The sequence below is a fragment of the Micromonospora wenchangensis genome, assembly GCF_002210435.1.
GTDB lineage: Bacteria > Actinomycetota > Actinomycetes > Mycobacteriales > Micromonosporaceae > Micromonospora > Micromonospora wenchangensis.
The window spans coordinates 1-23,260 of the sequence record NZ_MZMV01000086.1 but is presented as its reverse complement, the minus strand read 5'-3'; the positions used below and the strand labels follow the sequence as shown (position 1 = coordinate 23,260).

Here is a 23,260-nt window from a genome sequence, read left to right as displayed (position 1 = left end):
CGACACGATCTCCACACCGAGGGCCTGCTTCACCAGGGCCTTCGCCACGGTGCCCACGGCCACCCGGGCAGCCGTCTCCCGCGCACTCGCCCGCTCCAGGATCGGCCGGGCGTCGCCGTGGCCGTACTTCTGCATGCCCGCCAGGTCGGCGTGGCCAGGCCGGGGACGGGTCAGCGGGGCGTTACGGGCCTGACTCGCCAACTCGTCCGCATCGACCGGGTCGGCGGCCATCACCGTCCGCCACTTCGGCCACTCCGAATTCCCCACCCGGATCGCCACCGGACTACCCAGGGTGACACCGTGCCGCAGACCACCGACAACCTCGACCTCGTCCTGCTCGAACGCCATCCGCGCACCCCGGCCATACCCCAACCGACGACGCGCCAACTCACCCGCGATATCAGCAGAAGTCACCGCCACCCCGGCCGGCACCCCCTCCAACAACGCCACCAGAGCCGGACCATGCGATTCACCTGCAGTCAGCCAACGCAACACAGCGGTCAGTCTGTCACGCCCGGTGCCGGCGACGGCACCGTGCCCGGCCCGTCCCGCCCTACGGACGACGAGGTCCACCCGGCGGGGCACCGGCACCGGTCACGACCAGTCGAAGCGCATCCCCAGCCGCTGCTCCAGCGCCGCGTTGTGCGGGGCGAAGTGGGCGCTCAGCTCGGCCCGGACCTGATCCGGCATGGCGCTGCTGCGCCGGTGGTTGTGCGCCTCGTACGCGGCGAGCCGGTGCGGGGGCAGGCCGAGGAAGTCCAGCACCCGGGCGTACGTGGCGGCCGGCTCGGCGTACAGCGTCTCGCTGGGCAGGATCAGCAGCTGGGAGCGGTCGAACCGGTCCAGCCACGGCGTCAGGTGCTCCAGGTAGCGGCCCCGGGCCCGGTAGGTGTACCAGTCGTACGCCTCGCTGAAGTACGTCGGGTCGGCGACCAGCTTCTCCCGCTCCCCCGCCGTCCGTTCCTCCTCCCGGGCCAGCGCCTCGGCGAAGTCCAGCGGCTCCCTGCCCTCGGTGCGCCGCTCCTTCCAGTGCGAGTACGCCCGCTCCACCGGATCGCGGAGCAGGAAGATCAACCGGACGTCGGGCATCAGCTCGGCGACCCGCTGCGGGACGAGCGGGTGGAACATGTACAGCGGTGCGGCCTCGCCGACGCGGACCGGCCCGCCGTGCCGGCGTTCCAGGGCCTGCCGGTGCCGCACCGTCGGGAAGTGCGACCGGTACCACGCCTCGCCCCGGCCCCAGTTCTCCTCGAAGTAGTGCGAGGTCTTGGTGTTCCAGGCCGGGAAGAGCCGCGGCACCAGGGGGTGCGCCAGCAGGTAACGCCACAGCGAGGTGGTGCCGCCCCGCTTGGTGCCGGTGATCAGGAAGTCGGGCAGCGGCCGGCGGTCGCTGGTGCGTTCGCCGTACCGGACCAGCGAGCTGCGCACCTGGTGGGTGACCTGGTGCGGGACCACACCCTTGAGGCGGTCGCGGATCGTCATCGTCTCCCTCTCGTCACGCCGGTCTCGGCCTGAGCATCGTCACGGCGGCCCGGACCGTACGCCGGACCCGCCGGTCCAGCAGCAGCCCGGCGGCGACGACCGCCAGCACCACCAGGGCCAGTGCCAGGCCGGCCACGCCCCGGCCGGCGACCAGCGCGCTGGCCACCGCCACCACGGCCGCGCCGCCGCCGGCCCCGACCGCCGCCCAGCCCACCGAGCGGGTGAGCAGCGGCTCGCCGATCGCCACCCGGGCGGCCACCGCGGCCAGCACGTTCTCGGCGACCACGCCGGCCGTCCAGGCGTACGCCGCACCGAGCGCACCGTGGTCGGGGATGAGCAGAAAGCCCAGCCCGACGGTGAGCGCCAGCCCGACCACGGTGGCCTGGAGGTGCCGGGCACTGTTGCCGCTCATCAGCAGCATCGTCTGCACGATGCCCACCCCCGAGTTGACCAGCATCGCCCCGGCGAGCACCGCCAGTGGGGCGGCCCCGACGGTGAACCCGTCGCCGAAGAGGCTGAGGAACCCGGGCGCGAACACCGCCAGCAGCAGGTACGCCGGCCAGGACAGCAGGATGATCACGACGGTGACCCGCCGGTAGACCAGCGCCGCGTCGGCGGTGCGCCCCTGCCCGAGCAGCCGGGACAACTGGGGTGCGACGGCCACCCGCAACCCCTGCATGATCAACAGCCCGGCCAGGGCGTACCGGCCGACCGCGCCGAAGACGCCGGACTCGTCCGCGCCGGCCAGCGCCGAGGTGAGTAGCACCCCGACCCACATGCTGCTCGCGTCGATGGCCGCCGACACCGCCCGGGGCAACGCGAAGCCCCAGAGGGTACGCCAGTCCGCGCCGTCCGGGCGTAGCCGCGCCCCGGCGAACAGGCCGAGGGGCCGCAGCAGCAGTACGGCGGCGGCGACCACGGCCAACGCCACCGGCAGCAGCCAACCGCCGAACCCGGCGACCACCCCGGCACCGGTGGCGACCGTCGCCAGCAGCAGGGCGGGCCGGGCCAGCGGCACCAGCACGTACTGGATACCCACCACGGCGGTCACCGGCCGGACCGCCCGGACGGCGGCGAGCAGCACGGTCATCGCCACCGTGACCGGCAGGGCGAGGAACGCCAGGCGCAGCAGCGTCGGCCCGTCCGACCTGGCGAAGAAGACCGGGGCGAGCAGGTCGGCGGTGAGCGCGCCGACCGCCGCCACGACCCCGGTGAGCAGGAGCACCGGCAGCAACGCGACAGGCAGCAGCCGGGCGGCGTCACCGTCGGCACCCACCCGGCGGCGGGGCAGGGCCCAGACCAGGGCGGTGTCCGCACCCGCGCAGCAGACCGCGCCCAGGATGGAGACCACACCGATGGCGGTGAACAGCGCACCGGAGCCGTCGGTGCCGAAGCCGCGCACGATGACCACGGTGAGCAGGAAACCCAACGCGCCGTTGACCGCCGCGCCGACCAACCCGACCGCGCCGTTGCGGGCGCTGCGCCGCACCTCGCCGGAGCCGCCCGCCGCGTCGGTCCCGCCGGTGACCGCCGGGCCGGTCGACGGATGCGGTCCCTGATCGGCGGCGCGACGGTCGAGTTGCCGGGGCACCGCCGGAGTGGTTCCGGTTCCCGGTCGTCTCATGCCTGCTCCCTGCCGTCCTCGGTGCGGGTCTGGTCTGCGGTGTCGCTCTGCTCCCCGACGCGGGGCCGGTCGTCGGCCGGGGTCGTGGGTGGGGTGCTGCCGCCGGCGCGTGCGGGTTGCACCACCGTCGGCGCGTCCACCCCGCCGGCTGGCCGGGAACCGCTGACAGGTGTCGCCACCGGGGACCGGGCGGGAGCCGGGGCCGAGGTCGGGGCCGCGATCGGGGCCGGAGCCGGCATGGGAGCCGGAGCTGCCGTCGGAGAAGGAACCGGGGACGACGTCGGAGAGACGGTCGGGGCCGGGGACGACGCCTGGTCGGCAGTGGGCGGTCGGGCCGGCCCGGGAAGGGGGATCGCGGGCCGGCGGGGCACCGGGCCAGGAACCGGCCCGGCGGTCGGGCGCGGTGCCGCGACCGGAGGCGGGGTAGGCGACGGCCTCTGCTCCGGCACCGGGGCGGGGGGGCAGGCACGGGCCGGGGCCTGGGCCGGGGGCCAGGACGGCACCGAAGAGGCCGGTGGCCGGACCGGAGCGGACGTCGCCGGCGGAGCCGGTGGCGGGACCGGAGCGGACGGGGACGGAGCCGGGGTGCGGGGTGGGGACGCGGGTGCCGTCGCGGGCGGGGCCGCCGGTGACTCCGTCGCGGACGGAGCCGGGGTGCGGGGTGGGACCGGGGGTGCCGACGCGGGCGGAACAGAGGGTGGCACGGTGGCGGTGGCCCTGGTGGGCCGGGGTGGCACGGTGGCCGCGGCGCGGGTCGGCGGGGTCTTGACGGTGGCCGACGCGCGGGCCGGCACGGCAGCGGTTCCGGTCGCCGGGGCCGTACCGGCGGTCGCCGGGGCACCGGACGTCACGGTGCCGGTCACCGGGGACGGTACGCGGGAGCCGGCCGTCGCGGCGCGTGGCGTGCGGGCGTCGACGACCCCCGGCGCGAGGGTCACCGCGCGGTTCACCGGCCCGCTGACCGCCGCCAGCCCGGCCCCGACCGCGAAGAAGATGACCGACATGTTCGGGTCGATGTAGGCGTACACGGGGATCACCACCAGGGCGATCACCGGGATCGTGCTCAACCACTGCCCGGCCGGGGAGACCGCGCCGGCCAGGCGCTTGGCGATCAGCGCCAGCCAGGCCAGGAAGGCGACCAGGGCCGGGATGCCGTGGCTGTAGAGCACCTGCCAGATCATCCCCTGGGTTCCGAGGGGTTCCTCGGCGAGCGTGGTGTCGACGCTGTTCGGTGCGCCGTACCCGAGCAGGGGCGAGCGTTCGACGGCCTGGAGGGTACGGACGTAGAGGTCCATCCGGTCGACGTTGGTGTCGGTGCTGCTGACCCGGTTGTCGATCAGTTCCTGCACCGGCACCACCAGGCTGACCACCCAGACCAGCAGCACCAGCCCACCGATCGAGGCGATCAGCTTGGCATTGCCCCGTACCAGCGCCCGCAGGCCCAGGTAGGTCAGCCCGGCACCGAGGCCGAGGAACATGCCCCGGTTGAGGGTCATGAACGCCGGCACCATCGACAGCGGCAACGACACCAGCAGCGCCACCCGGAACTTGCCGGTACGCACCGAGGTCAGGTACGCCAGCACGCACGGCACCAGCAGCGCGTACGCCGTACCCCAGTTGTTGGTGTACGGGTAGGGCGCGGCGGTGCGGTAGATCGGGGCCCGGGAGACCGGGTTGAACTCGTTGGCCCGCACGTGGGTCAACGCCTGGATGAACCGTTCCCCCGACATGCTGCCCGGCAGCAGCATCTCCACCGGGGTGGTGAGCTGGAACCGGGGGGCCAGCACGGCCAGCCAGCCGAGGGCGACCACGCCCAGCCAGTACCAGCCGAGCGGGCGGAGCACCTGTTCCCAGGGGACGCCGTCGCGGACCAGGTTGTAGACGTAGACGCAGACGATCAGGGCGGTCAGCATGAAGCCGAAGCGCAGCCCGGAGGTGAGGTAGGCGGTGGCCCGTTCGAGCCGGGTGAAGCTGAGCAGCACCAGGGCGAGCAGCACCAGCCAGCAGGCGGTGCCGGCGGGCAGCGCCACCCGGCCCCGGGTGACCATCAGGCCCAGCAGCACCACCCCGAACACCGACCAGCCGAGGTAGAAGCCGCCGAGCATCCACCAGAGCGGGACCAGCCCGAACATGGCCAGCAGGGGCCAGGTGGGCAGCGGCGGCGGCCCGGCGAACGAGCCGGGCGTCCGCCGGTCAGACACCCCGGCCCCGGCGCTGGGCGAGCTGCAGCACCCGCTCCCCCGACAGCAGCCCGAGCACCACCGGGACGGTCACCAGCACCCGCTTCTCGCGGGGGTTGAGCCGGATCACCCGGCCGAGTTCGCGCACCGCCTCGCCGCGTCGCCGGCCGGAGGCGAGCGCGAACGCGATCTGCCCGTGCAGCCGGGCCAGGCCGGTACGGCTGCCGGCCAGCTCGGGGTGCTTGTCGAGCAGGTAGCGGGTGGCCTCGACGATGGTCGCCCAGCGGCCGAAGAAGAACGAGCCGCCGTGCCAGTCGACCACCACCAGCACCTCGGGCACGATCACCACCGGGCCGTGCCCGGCGATGCGCAGCAGCCACTCGTAGTCCTCGCCGTAGCCGCCTGGCAGTTCCTCGTCGACCGGGCCGATGGCCGCCCAGGTGGAGCGCCGGATGAGGATGGTGCTGGAGTGCACCTCCATGATCCGGTCCTCGACGAAGTCGGGCAGGCCGACCTCGGCCCGGTCGAGCTGCCGTTCCTTGGCGATGCCCGGCCCCTCCAGCCGGATGCCGCAGCTCGCGGCGGCGGCGTCGGGCCGCTGCGCCAGCAGCTCCACCTGCCGGCGCAGCTTCGCCGGCAGCCAGTGGTCGTCGTCGTCGCAGAAGGCGATCAGGTCGGCGGTGGCGGTGTCGAAGCCGGTGTTCCGGCCGCCGGGCAGCCCCCGCCGGTGGGTGTTGGCGACGTACCGCAGGGTGCGCCCGGCCGGCACGTCGACGTCCAGTTCCCGCAGGTCGGTGTGGTCGTAGACGACGACGCACTCGACCGGCCCGGGGTAGTCCTGGTCGAGCACCGCGCGGACGGCCCGTTCCAGCAGGCCGGGCCGGTCCCGGGTGGCGATCACCACGGTCACCGGCGGGTGCCCGGTGGTCGTCGGCTCAGTCACGCTTCTCTCCCGTCACCACGAACCCGACCGGTTCGACGCCCACCGCGCGCAGCCGGTCCACCAGTTGACCCAGCCGGCCGGTGCGGGTCTTGTCGCGGGCGGCGACCAGCACGGCCCGTCCCTCCCGGGCGGCCCGGACGCCCCGTTCGTCGTGCAGGGCGGGCGGGGCGTCGATCACGGTGATCCCCGCCGCCACCGGGGCTTCCAGCGGGACCAGGCGTACCGCGCCGGCACCGATGCGGACCTGTTCGCCGTCGGTGGCGGGGGCCTCCTTGGGCAGCACCCGGGGGATGATCTCGGTCTTGTCCGCCGAGGTGGTGGTGGAGCGGTAGACGCCACCGTTCTTCGGGTCGTCGGTGGGGAACGGCCGGGGCTTGCGGACCGGCGGGATGACCATGGTGTCCTCCGGGTTGCCGCCGACGGCCGGGGTGGCGGTGGCCGGGGCCGGGACGCTGCTGGGCATCGGCCGGGGGCGGGGCACCCGGGGACGGGTCTGCTCGACGGCCGGGTGCCGGCGCTGGGCCTCGGTGAGCAGCGCCCGGATCCGCTCCTTGCTCTCCGGGGCGACGCCCAGGCGTACCTCGTGCCCGGACTGGGCCAGCGCCGCGGCGACCCCGGCGGTGACCTGTTCCCGCTGCTCGTCGGCGGCGCTGGAGAGCAGGACCAGGGGCGGCGGCGTCGGCCCGTCCACCCACCGGCCCAGGGCCAGCACCAGGTAGCGCAGGTCGGTGTCGGAGAGCCGACCCGAGCGGTCCCGCCCGACGGTGCCCAGCAGCGGGGCGCCGACCACCGCGGAGGCCTCACCGGCGGTGCGGACCCGGCGGTCCATGGATTCCCGGACGAAGGCGACCAGACCGCCGACCAGCAGGCCACCGAGGAGCCCGGCGACCAGGATCAGCGGGGCGGCGTCCCGGCTCGACGGGACGGGCGCGCGGGCGGCGCTGGTGACCGAACCGGGGCTCAGGTCCGCCGAGGCGATCTTGGAACGCTGCTCGGCGAGGGTGGCGAGCTGGTCGTTGAGCGCCCGGAGCTGGTCGAGCAGGGCGCTGGTGCGCGGCGACGGGCTGGACGAGCCCTGGTTGGCCGGCAACGACCGCTGGGTGGTGGTGCGCTGGCTGGTGACCAGGGCGATGGTCTCGTCGTACGACTTGAGCACCGCGGCGCGCTGGTTCTCGTACATGCCCTTGCGCAGTTCGAGGTACGACTCGGCCGCGCCGTTCGCGCCGTCGACCGCTTCGGCCTCGCTGTGCCCGGCGTAGCTGAACCGCATCACCTGCCCGCCGACCGGCGTCTCCACGGTGAGCGAGTCGGCCACGGCGGTGGTGTCCCGGCCGGTGATCGAGGCGACCTTGTCGATGACGTCGTTGCTGGTGGCGATCCCGCTCTCGGCGGTCATGTTGACCGCCCGGTCGGCGCCGCCGGAGGGCACCGAGAACGGGTCGGTGACCACCGGGCGGACCACCACGGCGGTGGTGGCGGTGTAGGTGGCCGGGAAGACCAGCAGGTAGGCGGCCACCAGTAACAGCACCAGTCCGGTGGCGGCGAGCACCGTGCGCCACCGCCGCAGCGGAATGCGGGCCAACTCGGCCAGGCCGACCGGGCGCTGCCGGGCGGGAGTGACGTCGGTCACATCCATCAGTCAGGTCCTCTTGCGATGCGAGGGGTGGGCGGGTCGGCGCGGGCCGACGACGGCCCCGGTGCGAGCCGCTGGTTGTCCCATTGTCGCCGACCGTTCACCTGTGGTCGACAGCCGACCGGCCCCCTGCGCAGCGGGCGGCCCGCCGGTGTCCGGGGACACCGGCGGACCGCCCGTGGCAGGTGTGGCTCAGGAGGTGGCGAAGAACAGCGTCTTGCTCGACCAGTCCACGCCGCCGCCGGCCGCAGCGATCTCGACCGAGGCGGCACCGTCGACGGCGGTCTCGTCGAACGGCACGGCCCGCAGGGAGCCGTTGGTGTTGCCGTAGACGATCTTACCGTCGACCCAGGCCATCCCCCGCACGTTGCCCCAGTTCAGGCCCACGCTGGGCAGGGTGAACTCGGAGCAGCCGACGATGTAGCCGTCGGGCTCCAGGTACCGGTAGAACAGCTTGTTGGTACCGGCCTTGGTGTAGTACATCCGACCGTCGAGGTAGAACGCGCCGGCCAGCGTGGCGGGGTTAAACCAGTCGTTGTAGCCGCTGCTCACCCAGGGTGCGCCCACCGTGCCACCGGTGAACATCGACACACCCAGGTAGCTGCCACCGGCTGCGGTCGCGTCGGTCTTCGACCAGTAGAGCTTGTTGCCGACCGAGAAGGCCGCGCCGGCCGCGGTGAGGTTCGCCTGCGCGCTGCTCACCGGCGTGCCCAGGGTGCTGCCGTTGAACGGCACCTTGGCGGTCTGCCCGTTGCCGGTCCCGACGTACAGGTAGCCCGAGGACGCCGTCGGGGCGTTGGTCGCCGCGACGGTACGGCCACCGGCGAGCGGGAACAGGCCTAGCCGCCCGTGGTACTCGTTGCCGAGGCCGTCGGAGTCGAAGCCGGCGTAGAGGCCGGTGCTGCCCCGCCACAGCTCCCACATGATCGGGCCCCAGGTGGTGGTGCCCGCCGGGGCGCCCGAACGGGTCGGGTTCCAGACCAGCGGCAGGCCGTTGATCGGGTCCAGCGCGCCGAGCCCGAACCGGTTGATCGCGCCACTGCCGGCCGAGTCGTTGCCGTTGGCGTTGCTCAGCCAGCGGAAGTGACCGCCGACGTAGACCACGTTGTCGGCCACCTCGACGGAGGTCACCGAGTCGGTGCCGGTGTAGTTGACCCAGGTGGCGTCCATGGCCGTGCCTCGGTCGGCGGTCTCGAACCGGGCGATGGCGTCGCAGTACGCCCCGTCGCCCCGACCACCGTCGGCGATGATCACGAAGTACTTGCCGTCGTCGGAGAAGTCGACGTCGCGGGCGTAGAACGGGAACGACCCGCTGTAGCAGGGCGCCACGTAGCGCTGGGTGCTCCAGTTGGCGACCGCCGGGGTGCCGTCCAGGTCGACGACCACCACCTGGTTGCGGGGCTGGCCGTTGACCTCGGTGAAGTTGCCCACCGCGACCAGGGTCTTGCCGTCCGGCGAGACGGCCAGGCCCCAGACCAGCTCGCTGCTGGCGCGGGCGACGCTGGCGTCGATCTGGAAGCTCGGGTCGATCGCGCCGGTGGTCGCGTCGAGCCGGGCCAGCAGCGAGTGCTCGGTGCCGTTGACCCAGTGGAACGCGCCGGCGATGTAGAGCTTGTTGCCGACCACGACGGTACGGCGGACCAGGCCGCCGTCGCTGCGGCCGACCCAGCTGGCGACCGTCGCGCCGGTCACCGGGTCGAGCTGGACGAGGTTCTTGCGGCTGACCCCGTTGACGTTCTTGAACGCGCCACCGACGATCAGCTTGCCGTCGGGGCTGGCGGCGAGGGCGTGCACCGCGCCGTCGAGCGTCGGGCTGAAGTCGGCCTTGAGCGCGCCGCTGGTCCGGTCGTAGGCGAACAGGTAGTTGCGCGAGGTCCAGCTGGTGCCCCCGGCCGCCTTGACCGAGGTGAAGGAACCGCCCACGTAGACCGTGTTGCCGATCTCGGCGAACGCCTTGGTGTCGCCGTCCTGCGCGTGCGGAATGTTGTCCGCCGGGTTGGCCGAGGTGAGCGTGCTGGTTACCGGGGTGAGGTCCGCCGCGTGGGCGGGCGCGGCCAGGAGGCCGACCGCGAGCACCGGTGCGGCGAGCGCGGCGAACCACCGCCGCCACACCGGTCGAGACGTTCTGTGAAGCACTGGCGCCCCCAAAAATGAAGTGAGATCGTGCGTAGCTTGCTCTGCCCGGACATTTCCCACCATCAACCGACCGGTCCGGTCAGCCACCGGCTCGGCCCTGTCCTGCCGTACGGGTCGCGTCCGGACGACCCACGCAGGACGAGAATCGCGCATCGACCGGCGGAGCCGGTCACCGGGCCGCCCTGCCCGGGTCGCCCTCATGCCGCCTCCGCCCACCGGAACGCCGGAACGGCACCGGTGGCGGTCACCGTCCAGGCGGCCGCCCGGGTCAGGTCGTCGGTGCTGACGGCATCGGCCTCCCGGGCCAGCACCAGTCCGCGCCGGTCGAGTTCCCGGGCCATCTCCACCTGATGGTCGTCGACGTGTTCGCCGTGGCGGGCCCGGCGCGGCACGTAGACGGCGCGGTGGCCGGCGCGCATCGCGGCCAGCGCCGACCCCACCCCGGCGTGGGTGACGATCACGTCGGCCTCCCGCATGGCCTGCTGCATCTCGGCGTACGGCACCTGCCGGCGGGCCCCGGCCGGCATCCGGGGGATCCGGGTCGCGCCGACCTGCCAGAGCACCTCAGCCTCGGCGGGCACCACGTCGACCAGGCGTTGCAGCAGGCGCGGGAAGCCGAAGCGGTCCTGGGTGCCGAGGGTCACCACGATCTTGGAGACCGGGCGCGGGGTGGCGGGCGCGGGCGCGTAACCGTCGAAGATGGAACCGCCGTAGCGCCACCGGCCGTTCGCCCAGCCCGGGTACTGCGTGTAGAGCCGGGTCCGAGGCACCCGGGCGACCAGTCGGCCGGTCAGCGACGGGCCGACGGTGCGGGTGGCGCTCTCGATGTAGTGGCAGTCCAGGCCGTGCCGGGCGGCGGGCAGGAAGAACGACATGGCGACGCTGGCACCGGTGCTGACCACCCGGCGGAACCGCCCGTCGCAGAGCACCCGGCGGGCGGCCAGCAGGTCGCGCAGCGCACCCACCGGGTCGCGGGTGCTCGCCGGTGGCACGTGGATGACCTCGTGCCCGTCGAGCAGCGACCGGCTCTGCGGGGAGTCGAACGTCGCCCAGACGCAGTCGTGCTGCACCCCGAGCCGGGGCAGCAGGTCGTGCAGCTCGGCGAGGTGCCCACCGGTGGAGGCGACGAGGAGGGTGGTCACGTCGGTGGCCCAACTTCTGTGCGAGGAGTGGTGGGGGCCGGGTCCGGACGGCGCGGGGACGGGTCGCGCCCACCGGACGGGGGGGTACGGGTCAGGTGCCGGTCAACATCCGGTCGTCGTCGACGGTGCCCGTCGGTGCCGGGGCCGCGGGTCGGCGGACCCGACCGTCGGCGACCAGCACGGCGAGCACCATCACGCCGGTCAGCAGGGTGCCGAAGAACCACCCGCCGAACACGTCGGTGAGCCAGTGCTTCTCGGCGTAGATGCGGGTGTAGCCCTCCACCGAGACCAGCACGGCCAGGGCGGTGACCAGGCCGATCAGCACCCGGCGCGGCAGCCGCCAGGTCAGCGCGGCCAGCACCAGGATGGTGCCGAAGGTCATCAGCACCCGGCCGCAGCCGCCGGAGGGGTAGGTGCCCAGGTCGGTCGGCGGGTGACCCCGGTCGACGACCTTCGCGAGGATCGTCTGGGTGTACTGCTCGACGACGAACTGCAACGGCATCGCCACCAGCGGGATCCACCAGCGGCGGCGACGCCAGGCGATGGCGAAGCCGATCGCGGCCACCACGGTCACCCACTTGAGCGGGTAGCGGTCGCCGATCGGGGAGATGAACAGGTTGACGTCCTCCCAGAAGCCGACCCGGTGGGCGTGCACGTAGTCGAAGACCGGGTGGTCGACGTGGGGTTCGAGCCGGGAGATCGCCTCACCGACCGGCCAGCACACGGCGACGACCGCCGCGCACCCGGCCAGCAGCACCACCACGGCCGCGCCGACCCGGCCGAACGCGGCGGTCAGCCCGGCCAGGGCGACCCGGAACCGTTCGGCCGTCCGGCCGGTGGCGACGGCCGACATCCACCGCGACGCCAGCACCGGGACGACCAGCAGCGGCACCAGCACCGCCAGGACGGCCAGCACGTAGACGATGGTCACCGGAGGTGACCGCCAGCCGCACGGCCGGTGGCCGGGGCATGGTCCACCCCGGGCTGAATGACACGTGACGATCCCATCGTGCTCCCTGATTGTGCCGGCCGTCGGCCGGGCCTCCCCCACACCCTGTGCCCCGGAACGAGGTCCCCACGTCGTCCCGGGCCGGACCGACCACGCCGTCACCGGCCAGTGGTCGTCGAGTGGGGCCACCCTAGTGGAACGTGAGCCGGCTTCGGTAGCGGCGGTGACGGCAGTGTGGGCTTTTCGCCGTTTTTCCGGTCGGGACCCCGACACTTGTCCCAGCCCACGGGAAAGCGCCGGTCAGGGGCGGGGCGTGCCCAGCCGGTCGGCGAGCGCGTGCAGCAGCGCGGGGTGCAACTTCGCACTCCAGCCACCCCCGCCGGCGGCCAGTTCCGCCGTGCGCAACCACAACTCGACGAGATAGGCGTCGGCGACGAATTGACGCCCCGCCGGGTCCAGGCCGAACGCCGCACCGTGCCGGCCCAACAGCTCGACCATCTCCCCGGTCGCCCCCGCGACGTCCCGGCCACCCAGCGACAGTGCGCTCTGGAAGCCGTGGTGGGCGAGGTCGAAGCCGAGCGGCCGGTCGGCACCGCTGTTCTCCCAGTCCCAGACGACCAGCCGCCCCCGGTGCCGGCCGAGGTTCCACGGCACCCAGTCGCCGTGCCAGTGGCCGAACTCCACCGGCCGGTCGCCGTCGCGGGCGGCCAGGGCGGCCACCGCCGCGACCACCGGCCCACCGGCGGCAGCCGCCCGCGCGGTCAGGTCGGCCAGGAACGCCGAACCGCGCAGCGGCCGGGGCGTCGAGGGTGGGCCGTCGCGCCGGGCCACCGCCAGCATCGCGGCCACCTCGGGGCGCAGCGGACGGCGGGGCCGGCGTACCCGGGCCGGCATCGGCTCGACCAGGGTCACCGCCAGGTCACCCCACTGCACCTCGCGCAGCAGCCGGGGCACGTCCGGGAAGTCGCCGCCGTCGCGGGGCAACTCCCGCAGCGCGGCGGCCTCCGCGCGCACCATCGCCCGGGTCGCGTCGTTCCACCCGATCTTCGCGTACGCCCGGGCGACACCCCGGTCGTCGAAGAGCTGCAACGTCGGCTTGTGGTGCGGGTCGGGGGGACGGATGCCGATCGCGGCGTGCAGCGGCCGACCCGTCAGCCGGCCCAGGTGCCCGGCGAGCAGCAACTCGGCCGGGTCGGCGTCGGCGGGCAGCGCCACGGTCAGCACCGGCATCCGGGCCAGCCCGGTCGCCCCGAGCCCGGCCAGCACGCCGACGGCCAACCGGTTGGCCCGTACCCGGGGCGGACGCAGCGCGTTGTACGCCAGCGTCGACGCCGCGCCGACCCGGCGGGAGGCCAACGGGAGCAGGAACCTGGCCCGCTCCACCGAGGGCACCACGGCGTACCGGACGACCGGACGGTGGGTGGCGGGCACCGGATCGGGCGGCATACCGAGCCAGAGCCGGGGGTCACCGAAGATGGCCCGGGTCACCCAGCCCAGGCCGTCCTGCCGGGTCCGTGGGTCCGTCGCCACCGTCATGCCCTCCACCTGTCCCGCCCGACCGCCGCGCGCTGGCGGACACGATAGGGGCAGCGGACAAGCCGCCGCCCGGCGGGAGGTGACCCGCCGGGCGGCGTACGACGTGCCGGGCGGCTCAGCGCTGCCAGACGCGGACGTAGTCGACCCGGAAGTCGGCCGGGAACCGGGTGGCCGCGTCGGGGTCGCCCAGCCAGCCGCCGACCTGGAAGTTCAGCCGCAGGTTGAACGGCTTGTTGAACGCCTCGTCGAACCACGGGGTGGTGCTGCGGTCCCGCTGCCAGACCTGCCGGCCGTCGATGTACCAGCGGATCACGCCCGGCTCCCACTCGGTGGTGTACGTGTGGAAGCCGTCACCCGGGTAGCCGGTCGGGAAGTCCCACCGCTGGTCCTGCTTGACCGGCGTGTAGTCGTAGAAGATCGCCTGGGTGGCGGCCCCGTGCAGGGACGCCCCACCGGGCAGCTCCACCACGTCGATCTCGCCCTTGCCGCCGTCGTCGGGGCGCAGCCAGAACGCCGGCCAGAGCCCCTTCGAGTCGGTCGGCCCGTTGGGCGACTTCGCCCGCATCTCGAACCGGCCGTAGGTGAACGACGCCTTGCCGATGGTGTCCAGGTAGCTCTGGGTGTACTGCCGGGTCTGCGAGCTGCACACCGCGGTCTCCCGCTGGGCGCGCAGGGTCAGCACCCCGTCGGCGACGAAGGTGTTGTCCGGGTCGTCGACGTTGCAGCCCTTGTCGATGTCGCGGCCCTCGTTGTCGCGCAGGTTCCACCGCTTGAGGTCGACCGTCGGCCCGGTGAACTCGTCGGACCAGACCAGCCGCCAGCCGGGCACGTCGGTGCCGGGACGCACGGTCGGCGTCGGGCGCGGGGTGGCCGTGGTCGGCGCGGGCGGGCTGACCGTCCGCGTCGGCTTCGGCGACGGCGACGTACGCGTCGGCGACGGGGCGGCGGTGGTCGGTGCCGCCGTGGTGGCCGGCGGCCGGGTCGGCGACCGGTCGCCGCGCTGGTAGGTCAGCACCAGGCTCGGCCGGATGGCGGCCTTGGCGTTCTCCCGCGAGGCCCAGTAGATCCGGGTGTTCCAGTTCTCCTGGGTCAACGCGAAGGTGACCGGGCCGTTGCCCGTCACGGCGGCGGAGACGTCCCACTCGTTGTAGCCCTGGGCGACCCGGTCGACGGCCGAGAGCACCGGGCCGAGGGCGGGTCGGTAGTCCCATGCGCCGGCACCGACAGCGGTGCCCTGGGCGGCGTGGGCCCGGACCCGGGACGAGAACTGCTGCCACGCGTACACCCGCAGGGATGCTTTGACGTCGACCGCGTCGGCGGGCAGGCCCCGCACCTGGAACTCCAGCACCGCGTCGCGCCGGCCGTTGCGGTTGCCGTCGCAGAGCTGCGGGCAACTGGCCAGGGTGGTCTTGATCCCGTTGTCGCCGTCCTGCGGGACCTGGGTGACCGTGGTGTCGGCGACGGCGGAGAGGGTGATCGGCGGCACCTCGGCGGCGATCAACGGCATCATCGTGGCCGTGATGCCGCCGACCGCGGTGACGCTCAGGACACTGAGGACGATCGCCTTGCGTCGACCGCTGATGGCCGGAAGTGCGCGGTGGATTCCGTGCCGGCTCAAGGAACACTCCCCGGGTGGGCGACGATTACCGGCAGCAGCGTAACCACCACGGCTGGATGTGGCAGGTCGGAAATCGGAGTGACGACACGACTTAACCAAAGAATAAGGCAACAGGGGTTGCTTTTCGGCAGGCCAGCAAACGATTGCCGCTTCGGCGAGGTTACGCCTGATTGACCGGAAAGTCGGCGATGCGGTGACGCCCGGCCCGCCGACGGTCAGCGGCGGGCCGCCGCCAGCGCCGCCCGCATCGCGTCGACCGGTGCCGGCACCCCGGTGAACTGGGTGAACTGGCCGACGGCCTGGGCCAGCAGCAGATCCAGCCCGGAGACCACCCGCCGGCCGGCCGCCAGCGCCGAGGCCGCCAGCGGGGTCGGCCACGGGTCGTACAACGCGTCGAAGAGCACCGTGGACGGTCCCCAGTCGACCCCGGCCGCGACCGGGTCGGCCACCCCCTTGGGCACGGTGGAGACGACCAGGTCGGCACGGGTATGGGCGGCGGCGTCGGACCAGGCCGCCGGCACCAGCTCCACCCCGACCGCCGACGCCACCTGCCGCAACTGCGCCACCGCCTCCGCCCGCCGGGCCACCACCGTCACCGTCGCCGCGCCGAGCCGGGCGGCGGCGGCCAGGGCGGCACGGGCGGTGCCCCCGGCACCGAGCACCGTCACCGTGGCACCGGGGCGTACCCCGGCTTCGGTCAGCACGTCCACCATGCCGGTGACGTCGGTGTTGTCGGCGTACCACGAGCCGTCGGGACGACGGACCAGCGTGTTGGCCGCGCCGACGGCGGCGGCGACCGGCGACGCGGCGGCGGCCACCGCGAGCGCCGCCTCCTTGCCCGGCATGGTCACCGACAGCCCGGCCCACTCCGGGCCCAGGCCGGTGACCAGCGCCGCAAGCTCCTGTGCCCCGCACTCGATCCGGGTGTACGACCAGCCGTCGAGCCCGGCGGCGGCGTAACCCGCGTTGTGGATCACCGGGGAGAGGGAGTGCGCGATCGGCTGGCCGAGCACCGCCGCCCTCACCGGCAGTTCTCTCCGCTCAGCACACCGTTGGTGCACATCTTGCGGATGAGACCCCGGTACTCGGCGTCGGTGGTGCCGTAGCCCATGGTGCCCTTCTTGTCGATGGTCATGAAGTAGACCCAGGTGCCGTTGGGCGGGCTCATCGCCCCCTTGAGGGCGTCCTCGCCGGGGTTGCTGATCGGGGTGATGGTCAACCCGTCCGCGCCGTGCGTCCGGTACGGGTTCCTCGGGTCGTTCAGCTCGGACTGCTTGAGGATGTCGGAATCCTTCGGGTCCTTGCCCTGCAACCGCAGCCAGTAGTTGATCGCGCTGTCGATCTCCAGGCACTTGCAGTGGTAGCGGTCGGTGTAGACCCGGTTGTAGATCACCCGGGCCACCTTCGGCATGTCCTCGTGGTTGACCGACTCGGCCTGCGCGATCGACGCGGTGATCAACGCCTCGTACGGCGAGATGCCCCGATCGGCCTCGACCGTCTCGACGAACTTCATCTCCCCGGTCACGTCGAGGAACTTGTCCACCATCAGCGACAGGATCTGCGGGGCGGTCGCCTTCGGCGGCAGCTCGTAGGTGGCCGGGTAGAGGAAGCCCTCCAGGCTGCGCGGCCCCTTCTTGCCGTCCTTGCGGTTGAACCAGAACTCCGGCACGCCCAACTTGACCGGGTCCTTGGCGGCGGCCTTGAACTCGGCGACCGGAATCTTGGTCTCCTTGGCCAGCAGGTCGTAGATGGCCAGCGTGATCATGCCCTCGGGGATGGTGACGCCGTTGACCACCCGGCTCTTCGGGTCCAGCAACAGGGCGAGCGCGTCGGTGGCGCGCATCTCCTTCCTGACCTTGTACCGGCCGACCTGGATGTTCTTGCTGAGCGCGTTGTCGTCGGCCGCCTCGACGAAGGCCTTGGTGCTCTTGACCACACCGGCGTCGTAGAGGGAGTTGCCGATGTCGGTGGCGGTGTCGCCCTGCTTGACGTCGACCAGCGCCTCACCCGTGCCGGGACCGTCGAAGTCCGGGGTGACGAAGTGGTTGCGGATCCGGTCGAAGCCGTAGAAGGCCCCGCCGCCGATGCCACCCAGCAGCACCAGGGCCATGAACAGGGCGAAGATGGTCTTCCCGTGCCCGCCGCCCGATTTGCCGCCCGATTTGCCGTTACGTCGGTTGACGAAGCCGCGCCGGTGCCGGCCCTTCTCCCCCCTCTCCTGCTCGTCGAACCCGAGGTCCAGATCGTCGATCATTCCGTCCGCCTCCGCTGCGCTTCCAGCCAGCTCTGCAGGATCTCGACCGCGGCGGCCTGATCCACCACCGCACGTTGGCGCTTTCCCCGGACGCCACGCTCGGCAAGCCTACGAGACGCGACGACAGTTGACATCCTCTCGTCGGTGAGGGTCACCGGAACCGGGGCGATCACCTCGGTCAACCGGCTCACGTACGCCAACACGTGCTGGGCGGCCGGGCCGTGCCGACCGGCCAGGTTGACCGGCAGACCGACGACCACCTCGACGGCCTCGTGCTCGACGACCAGCTGCGCGAGCTGGGCGAGGTCGCTGGGCACCGCGTCCGGGCCGGCGGTCAGGTCCCGGGCCAGGGTGACCAGCGGGGTGGCCAGGATGCCGTGCGGATCGGACCGGGCCACCCCCACCCGGACCTGCCCCACGTCGACGCCCAACCGGACCCCACGGGACGACTCACTCACGGATGGTCACCCTCCCCGGTGACGAGCCAGGGCGGACCAGCTCGGGTCCGCCCTGGCTCGGGTGCTGAACCGTCACGCGTCGGCGATCGCCTTCTCGACCGTGAGCAGCAGGTTCGGCGCCTCCGCAGCGGGCAGGCCACCGCCCTGCGCCACGTCCGGGCTGCCCCCGCCACGCCCGGAGAAGGCCGCCTTGACCAGGTCGTTCGCCGCCAGGCCACGCCCACGGGCCGCCGCGTTCACGGCCACCACCAGGGATGCCTTCCCGTTCGACCGGGCCGCCACCGCCACCACGGCCGGCCGCGCCGGGTCGATCTTGCCGCGGATCTCCTGGGCCAGGGTCCGCACGTCGTTGCCGGCCGCGCCCTCCGGCGCCTCGGTGCCGACGTACGCCACCCCCCGGACGTCCTTCGCCTGCCCGGCCAGCGCCGCCGCCCCGCCCAGCACCAGCTGGGCGCGGAGCTTCTCCAGCTCCTTCTCGGCGTCCCGCAACTGGGTGACGGTCTGCTCCACCCGGTCGGCGACCTGCTCACCGGGCACCCGGAACAGCTCCGCCAGCCGGGACACCAACAGGTGCTCGCGGGCCAGGAAGCCGAACGCGTCCATCCCGACCAGCGCCTCGATCCGGCGGACCCCGGAACCGACCGACGCCTCGGAGAGGATCTTCACCAGGCCGAGCTGGGCCGACCGGGCCACGTGGGTGCCGCCGCACAGCTCCCGGGCGTAGTCGCCGACCTCGACGACCCGCACCCGCTCGCCGTACTTCTCGCCGAACAGCGCCATCGCGCCGATCCGCCGCGCCTCCTGCTGGGTGGTGATGAAGGCGTTGACCTCCAGATCCGCCAGCAGCACCTCGTTGACCTGCTGCTCCACGTCGTGCAACACGCTCGGCGACACCCCGGTCGGGGTGTTGAAGTCGAACCGCAGCCGGCCCGGCGCGTTCAACGAACCCGCCTGGGTCGCCGACTCGCCGAGGAAGTTGCGCATCGTCTGGTGCACCAGGTGGGTCGCCGTGTGCGACCGGGAGATCGCCCGGCGGCGGGTCACGTCGATCTCGGCGTAGCCGGTCTCGCCGGCCCGCACCTCACCCCGGACCACCTTCGCCCGGTGCACGATCAGCCCCGGCACCGGCTGCTGCACGTCGAACACCTCGACCTGGCCGGCGCCGACCGTGATCAGCCCCTGGTCGGGCTGCTGACCGCCGCCCTCGGCATAGAACGGGGTGGTGTCGAGCACCAGCTCGACCGTCTCCCCCTCGACCGCCGCGCCCACCGTCGCGCCACCGCGCAGCAGCGCCCGGACCCGGGACTCCCGCTGCAACTCGGTGTAGCCGGTGAACTCCACCTCACCGCCGTCGTCGCGCACCGACCGGTACGCCGACACGTCGGTGTGCCCGGTCTTGCGGGCCTGCGCGTCGGCCTTCGCCCGGCTGCGCTGGTCGGCCATCAGCCGGCGGAAGCCCTCCGCGTCGACCTGCAGGCCCTGCTCGGCCGCGATCTCCAGGGTCAGGTCGATCGGGAAACCGTACGTGTCGTGCAGCTGGAACGCCTTCTCCCCCGACAGCGCCGGCTTACCCGCCGACCGGGTCTCCGCGATCGCCGTGTCCAGGATCGTCGTGCCCGCCCGCAACGTCGACAGGAACGCGTCCTCCTCGGCGTACGCGTACTGCGAGATCCGGTCGAACTCCTCCGCCAGCTCCGGGTACGACGGGGACATGCAGTCCCGGGCCACCGGCAGCAGCTCCGGCAGCGCCCGCTCCTGCCAGCCCAGCAGCCGCACCGCCCGGATCGCCCGCCGCATGATCCGGCGCAGCACGTAGCCGCGCCCCTCGTTGCTCGGGGTCACCCCGTCGCCGATCAGCATCAGCGCGGTCCGCACGTGGTCGGCGACCACCCGCAGCCGTACGTCGTCCGGGTGCGACTCGCTCGCCACGTGCCCGGAGTGCGCGCCGTACCGCTTGCCGGTCAGCTCCGCCGCCCGGTCCAGGATCGGCCGCACCTCGTCGATCTCGTAGAGGTTGTCCACGCCCTGCAGGATCGAGGCCATCCGCTCCAGGCCCATGCCGGTGTCGATGTTCTGCGCCGGCAGGTCGCCCAGGATCGGGAAGTCCTCCTTCCCGCTGCCCGGACCCCGCTCGTACTGCATGAAGACCAGGTTCCAGAACTCCATGTAGCGGTCCTCGTCGACCGCCGGGCCGCCCTCGCGGCCGTACTCCGGGCCCCGGTCGTAGAACAGCTCCGAGCACGGGCCGCACGGGCCGGGAATGCCCATCGACCAGAAGTTGTCCGCCTTGCCCCGGCGCACGATCCGCTCGGCCGGCACCCCCACCGACCGCCAGATCTCGAACGCCTCGTCGTCGTCGAGGTAGACCGTCGGCCAGACCCGCTCGCCGTCCAGCCCGTAACCGCCCTCGGCGACCGGCTTGGTGACCAGGTCCCAGGCCAGCGGGATCGCCCCGGCCTTGAAGTAGTCACCGAAGGAGAAGTTGCCGTTCATCTGGAAGAACGTGCCGTGCCGGCTGGTCTTGCCGACCTCGTCGATGTCCGGCGTGCGCAGGCACTTCTGCACGCTCACCGCCCGCCGGTACGCGGGGGTCTGCTGCCCCAGGAAGTACGGGACGAACTGCACCATGCCGGCGTTGACGAACAGCAGGTTCGGATCGCTGATGGCGGGCAGCGGAGCGGACGGCACCACGGTGTGCCCGTTCGCCTCGAAGTGGGCGAGGTACCGCCGCTTGATCTCCGCCGTCTTCATCGCTGGGGTTCCTCCGGAAAGATCTCTCGGTCACCGATGCGCGGGTCCTCCCGCAGCTCGGCGAACTGGTCGTCGAACGCCTCACCCCGGGCGAACGCCTCGTGGATCTCCTGCTCGCGCTCGGCCATCCCGATCCGTACGTCCTCCACGAAGCTACGCAGCGACTCGACCAGACCGCCAGCGGATTCGGACAGCCCACTGGCGATGCCCGCCGGGGTGTACGCCTGGGCCGTCCGGGTGGCCTTGCGGACCACCACCACGCCCACGGCCAGCCCGATACCGAGCCAGAAAAGTCGCCTCATGTCCCCTATCCTCCTGTGCGCCGCCGGCCCGGGGTCAGCGGTTGCCGCGCCGGGCGGCCCGACGCTGCTGCTTGATGGTGTCGCGCACCTCACGCTCGGTCTCCGCGGTCCGCCGCGCCGACGCGGCCCGGCGGACGCCGTACCCGAAGGCCGCCACCTTCACCAGCGGGTTGGCCGCGGCGGCCGAGACGACGGTGGCCAGGTTCGCCACGTTGGCGGTGACGTTCTGCGCGTGGCTGGTCATCGTGTCGACCTTGGCGAGCTGGAGGTTCACCCCGTCGAGGGAGGTCTGCACCTGCTCCAGGGCGACGTTGACGTTCTTCACCGTGGTGTTCACGTCCCCCAGCAGCGGGGCGGTCTGCTCGTTGAGGTCGTTGATCATCCGGGTCGTCGCGTCCACGGTGTGCCGCAGCCGCAGGATCGGCACCGCCAGCACGAGCACCAGCATCAGGAACGCGCCGGCCGCGATCAGCGCAGCGATCTGTCCACCATCCACGCAAGTCCTCCTCAAGCAGGGTTCCGGGGCCCGACGCCCCGGAACACGCGACCCGGATCCCCGCCGTCGCGGCGTGACCCGCACGGGGTCATCGGGAGCAGGCGGGCCTGCCAGCCCCAGACCCTACCGTCCGTGATGGAAGCCGGCTCAGGATGGTGAGCGTGTCAGATCGCCGAGCGGATCATCGGTGATCGTCGGGAACGGGTCCTCACCGGTCAGTGACGGGTCGGTGCTCGGCTGTGGCCGGGTCCGCTCGTCGTCGATCGCGTTACGGACCTTCACCGAGACCAACGAGCCGGTGCACTCCCCCGCCGCGGGTGGGACCGGGGTGGCCGGCGGCACCGCCGGGTCACCGCTGGCCTGCGGTGCCGCGCAGGTCGGCTCCCGCACCCACAGGTCGAGGGTCAGCTCGTCGCGCCGCCAGCAGGTGTAGCTGCCCTTGGCCGGCTGCTCCGGGCAGCGGGTGACCTCCCAACGCCGCCAGCCCTCCGTCCGCAGGGCCTGCTCGTAGACCCGGGCGGTCTCCTCCGGCGCCCGGTCGGACTCCACGGTGCGCTCCCGCAACCGGCAGTCCTGCAGGCACCAGCGGCTGCCGCTGACGTTGTCCACCGTCTTCGCCGTCGCCCAGCCGGGCACACCCAACTCGTCGAGGGTGTCGAAGACCGGGTCCCGGCTCAACGTGCGCATCCCGAAATAGAGCGGGAGCGCCCCGAGGAGCACCACGCTGACCAGCACCAGGACCCCCAGCCGCAGCCGACGCCGTTCCCCCGACCGGCCTCGTGGCCCGGTGCCGGCGGGCGGTTCGGAGTCGACGCCGGACGCGTCGCCCCCGGCCGCCGGGCGCAACGGCCCGCCGACCGGACCGTCGGAATCGGACCGGGCCTCCTCCGGAGGGGCCACCCGGGCCACACCCGGCCCGTCGACCCGGCCGGTGGCGGGTGGCACGACGGCGGAACCCGCCGCCTCCGCCCGGTCGGCGGGACGCACCGGCGGAGCCGCCCGACCGACGGGCCCCTCCGGTCGTACGCCCGGCGCGGTGGCCCGGGCCACCGCCGCCGCCGCGACGACACCGCCCGCACCGGCGGGCCGGGGAGCGGCATCGGCAGCCGGTCCGGGCCGTCGGTCCCCCTCCGCCCCCGCCGCACGGCGCGGGTCGTCGGCGGGTACGGGCGGACGCGCGGTGCCGGTGGCGGGGCCACCCGGACGCGCCGTGCCGGCGGCGGGACCGGCCGGGTGGGCGGGGCCGTCGACGCGAGCGGTACCGGAGGCTGGACTGTCCGGACGTGCCGTGCCGGTGACCGGACGGGCGGTACCGGAGGCCGGGGCGTCCGGACGTGCCGTGCCGGAGACCGGACGGGCGGTACCGGAGGCCGGAGCGTCCGGGCGGGCGGTGCCGCGCGCCGGTGCGCCGGGGCGCGGTGCCCGTGGATCGGGCTCGCCGAGACGCGGGCCGCCCGCGGCCGGGACATCGGGGCGGGGGCCGCCACCGGGGACACCCGCCGGGCGGGGGCCGTTCGGGACCGGGACGCCGACCCGGGGAGCGCCGGAGGTGGGCGCCGCGGCGGCACCGTCCGGACCGGTGTCACCGGCCGGGCGTACCACAGGTGGGGACGCCGCCGCACGCGGACCGCCGGCGACCGGCGCGACCCCGGGCACCGGCACGGCGGCCGTGGCACCGGTCCGGGGACCACCGGGCGGCGTACCCCGGCCTGCTGGAGAGCCGGGGCCGTCAGGGCCGCCGGGGCCGTGGGACCGT

At 73.4% G+C, this 23,260-nt stretch carries 18 protein-coding genes; all 18 read right to left on the bottom strand.

The window, feature by feature from the left end; genetic code table 11:
* The coding region (locus tag B5D80_RS30140; protein WP_144081808.1) for a chorismate synthase at positions 1-495 on the bottom strand (495 nt) is incomplete at its 3' end.
* Between the two features lie 99 nt (positions 496-594).
* Positions 595-1,482, bottom strand: coding sequence for a sulfotransferase domain-containing protein (locus B5D80_RS30135; protein WP_088647321.1), 888 nt, complete (start codon positions 1,480-1,482; stop codon positions 595-597).
* A 13-nt stretch (positions 1,483-1,495) separates the two neighbouring features.
* Positions 1,496-3,106 carry a lipopolysaccharide biosynthesis protein gene (locus B5D80_RS30130; protein ID WP_144081807.1) on the bottom strand — a complete coding sequence of 537 codons (1,611 nt, stop codon included), beginning with the start codon at positions 3,104-3,106 and terminating at the stop codon, positions 1,496-1,498.
* Positions 3,103-5,307 carry an O-antigen ligase family protein gene (locus B5D80_RS33990; protein WP_211291707.1) on the bottom strand — a complete coding sequence of 735 codons (2,205 nt, stop codon included), beginning with the start codon at positions 5,305-5,307 and terminating at the stop codon, positions 3,103-3,105. The genes B5D80_RS30130 and B5D80_RS33990 overlap by 4 nt, the downstream gene beginning before the upstream one ends.
* A complete protein-coding gene (locus B5D80_RS30120; protein ID WP_088647320.1) occupies positions 5,300-6,229 on the bottom strand; it encodes a glycosyltransferase family 2 protein in 930 nt (309 codons plus the stop codon). The genes B5D80_RS33990 and B5D80_RS30120 overlap by 8 nt, the downstream gene beginning before the upstream one ends.
* Complete coding sequence (locus B5D80_RS34935; RefSeq protein WP_088647319.1) at positions 6,222-7,865, bottom strand: YveK family protein; 1,644 nt, start codon at positions 7,863-7,865, stop codon at positions 6,222-6,224. Before B5D80_RS34935 ends, B5D80_RS30120 begins: the two co-directional genes overlap by 8 nt.
* Positions 7,866-8,054: 189 nt before the next feature.
* Positions 8,055-10,061 (bottom strand): delta-60 repeat domain-containing protein, encoded by a 2,007-nt coding sequence (locus B5D80_RS30110; RefSeq protein ID WP_088647323.1) that lies wholly within the window; start codon positions 10,059-10,061, stop codon positions 8,055-8,057.
* Positions 10,062-10,195: 134 nt separating this feature from the next.
* A complete protein-coding gene (locus B5D80_RS30105; protein WP_088647318.1) occupies positions 10,196-11,140 on the bottom strand; it encodes a glycosyltransferase in 945 nt (314 codons plus the stop codon).
* 91 nt (positions 11,141-11,231) lie between these two features.
* The gene (locus tag B5D80_RS30100; protein ID WP_088647317.1) at positions 11,232-12,071 is read right to left on the bottom strand and encodes a phosphatase PAP2 family protein; all 840 of its coding nucleotides are present in this window, start codon (positions 12,069-12,071) and stop codon (positions 11,232-11,234) included.
* Positions 12,072-12,389: 318 nt separating this feature from the next.
* On the bottom strand, positions 12,390-13,625 hold the full coding sequence (locus B5D80_RS30095) for a hypothetical protein (RefSeq protein ID WP_088647316.1): 1,236 nt from the start codon (positions 13,623-13,625) through the stop codon (positions 12,390-12,392).
* Positions 13,626-13,740: 115 nt separating this feature from the next.
* Positions 13,741-15,243, bottom strand: a complete 1,503-nt coding sequence (locus B5D80_RS30090; protein ID WP_088647315.1) for a glycoside hydrolase family 16 protein — start codon at positions 15,241-15,243, stop codon at positions 13,741-13,743.
* A 215-nt stretch (positions 15,244-15,458) separates the two neighbouring features.
* Positions 15,459-16,268, bottom strand: a complete 810-nt coding sequence (locus B5D80_RS30085; RefSeq protein ID WP_088647314.1) for a shikimate dehydrogenase — start codon at positions 16,266-16,268, stop codon at positions 15,459-15,461.
* On the bottom strand, positions 16,265-17,497 hold the full coding sequence (gene mltG, locus B5D80_RS30080) for an endolytic transglycosylase MltG (protein ID WP_088647313.1): 1,233 nt from the start codon (positions 17,495-17,497) through the stop codon (positions 16,265-16,267). Before mltG ends, B5D80_RS30085 begins: the two co-directional genes overlap by 4 nt.
* Positions 17,494-17,955 carry a Holliday junction resolvase RuvX gene (gene ruvX, locus B5D80_RS30075; protein ID WP_088647312.1) on the bottom strand — a complete coding sequence of 154 codons (462 nt, stop codon included), beginning with the start codon at positions 17,953-17,955 and terminating at the stop codon, positions 17,494-17,496. Before ruvX ends, mltG begins: the two co-directional genes overlap by 4 nt.
* A 72-nt stretch (positions 17,956-18,027) precedes the next feature.
* Positions 18,028-20,706 carry an alanine--tRNA ligase gene (gene alaS, locus B5D80_RS30070; RefSeq protein WP_088647311.1) on the bottom strand — a complete coding sequence of 893 codons (2,679 nt, stop codon included), beginning with the start codon at positions 20,704-20,706 and terminating at the stop codon, positions 18,028-18,030.
* Positions 20,703-21,008: a hypothetical protein gene (locus tag B5D80_RS30065; protein WP_067312326.1), complete on the bottom strand. Its 306-nt coding sequence runs from the start codon at positions 21,006-21,008 to the stop codon at positions 20,703-20,705. Before B5D80_RS30065 ends, alaS begins: the two co-directional genes overlap by 4 nt.
* A 34-nt stretch (positions 21,009-21,042) precedes the next feature.
* Positions 21,043-21,504: a DUF948 domain-containing protein gene (locus B5D80_RS30060; protein ID WP_088647310.1), complete on the bottom strand. Its 462-nt coding sequence runs from the start codon at positions 21,502-21,504 to the stop codon at positions 21,043-21,045.
* A gap of 147 nt (positions 21,505-21,651) precedes the next feature.
* Positions 21,652-22,251 (bottom strand): hypothetical protein, encoded by a 600-nt coding sequence (locus B5D80_RS30055; RefSeq protein ID WP_372444640.1) that lies wholly within the window; start codon positions 22,249-22,251, stop codon positions 21,652-21,654.
* Between the last annotated feature and the right edge of the window lie 1,009 nt (positions 22,252-23,260).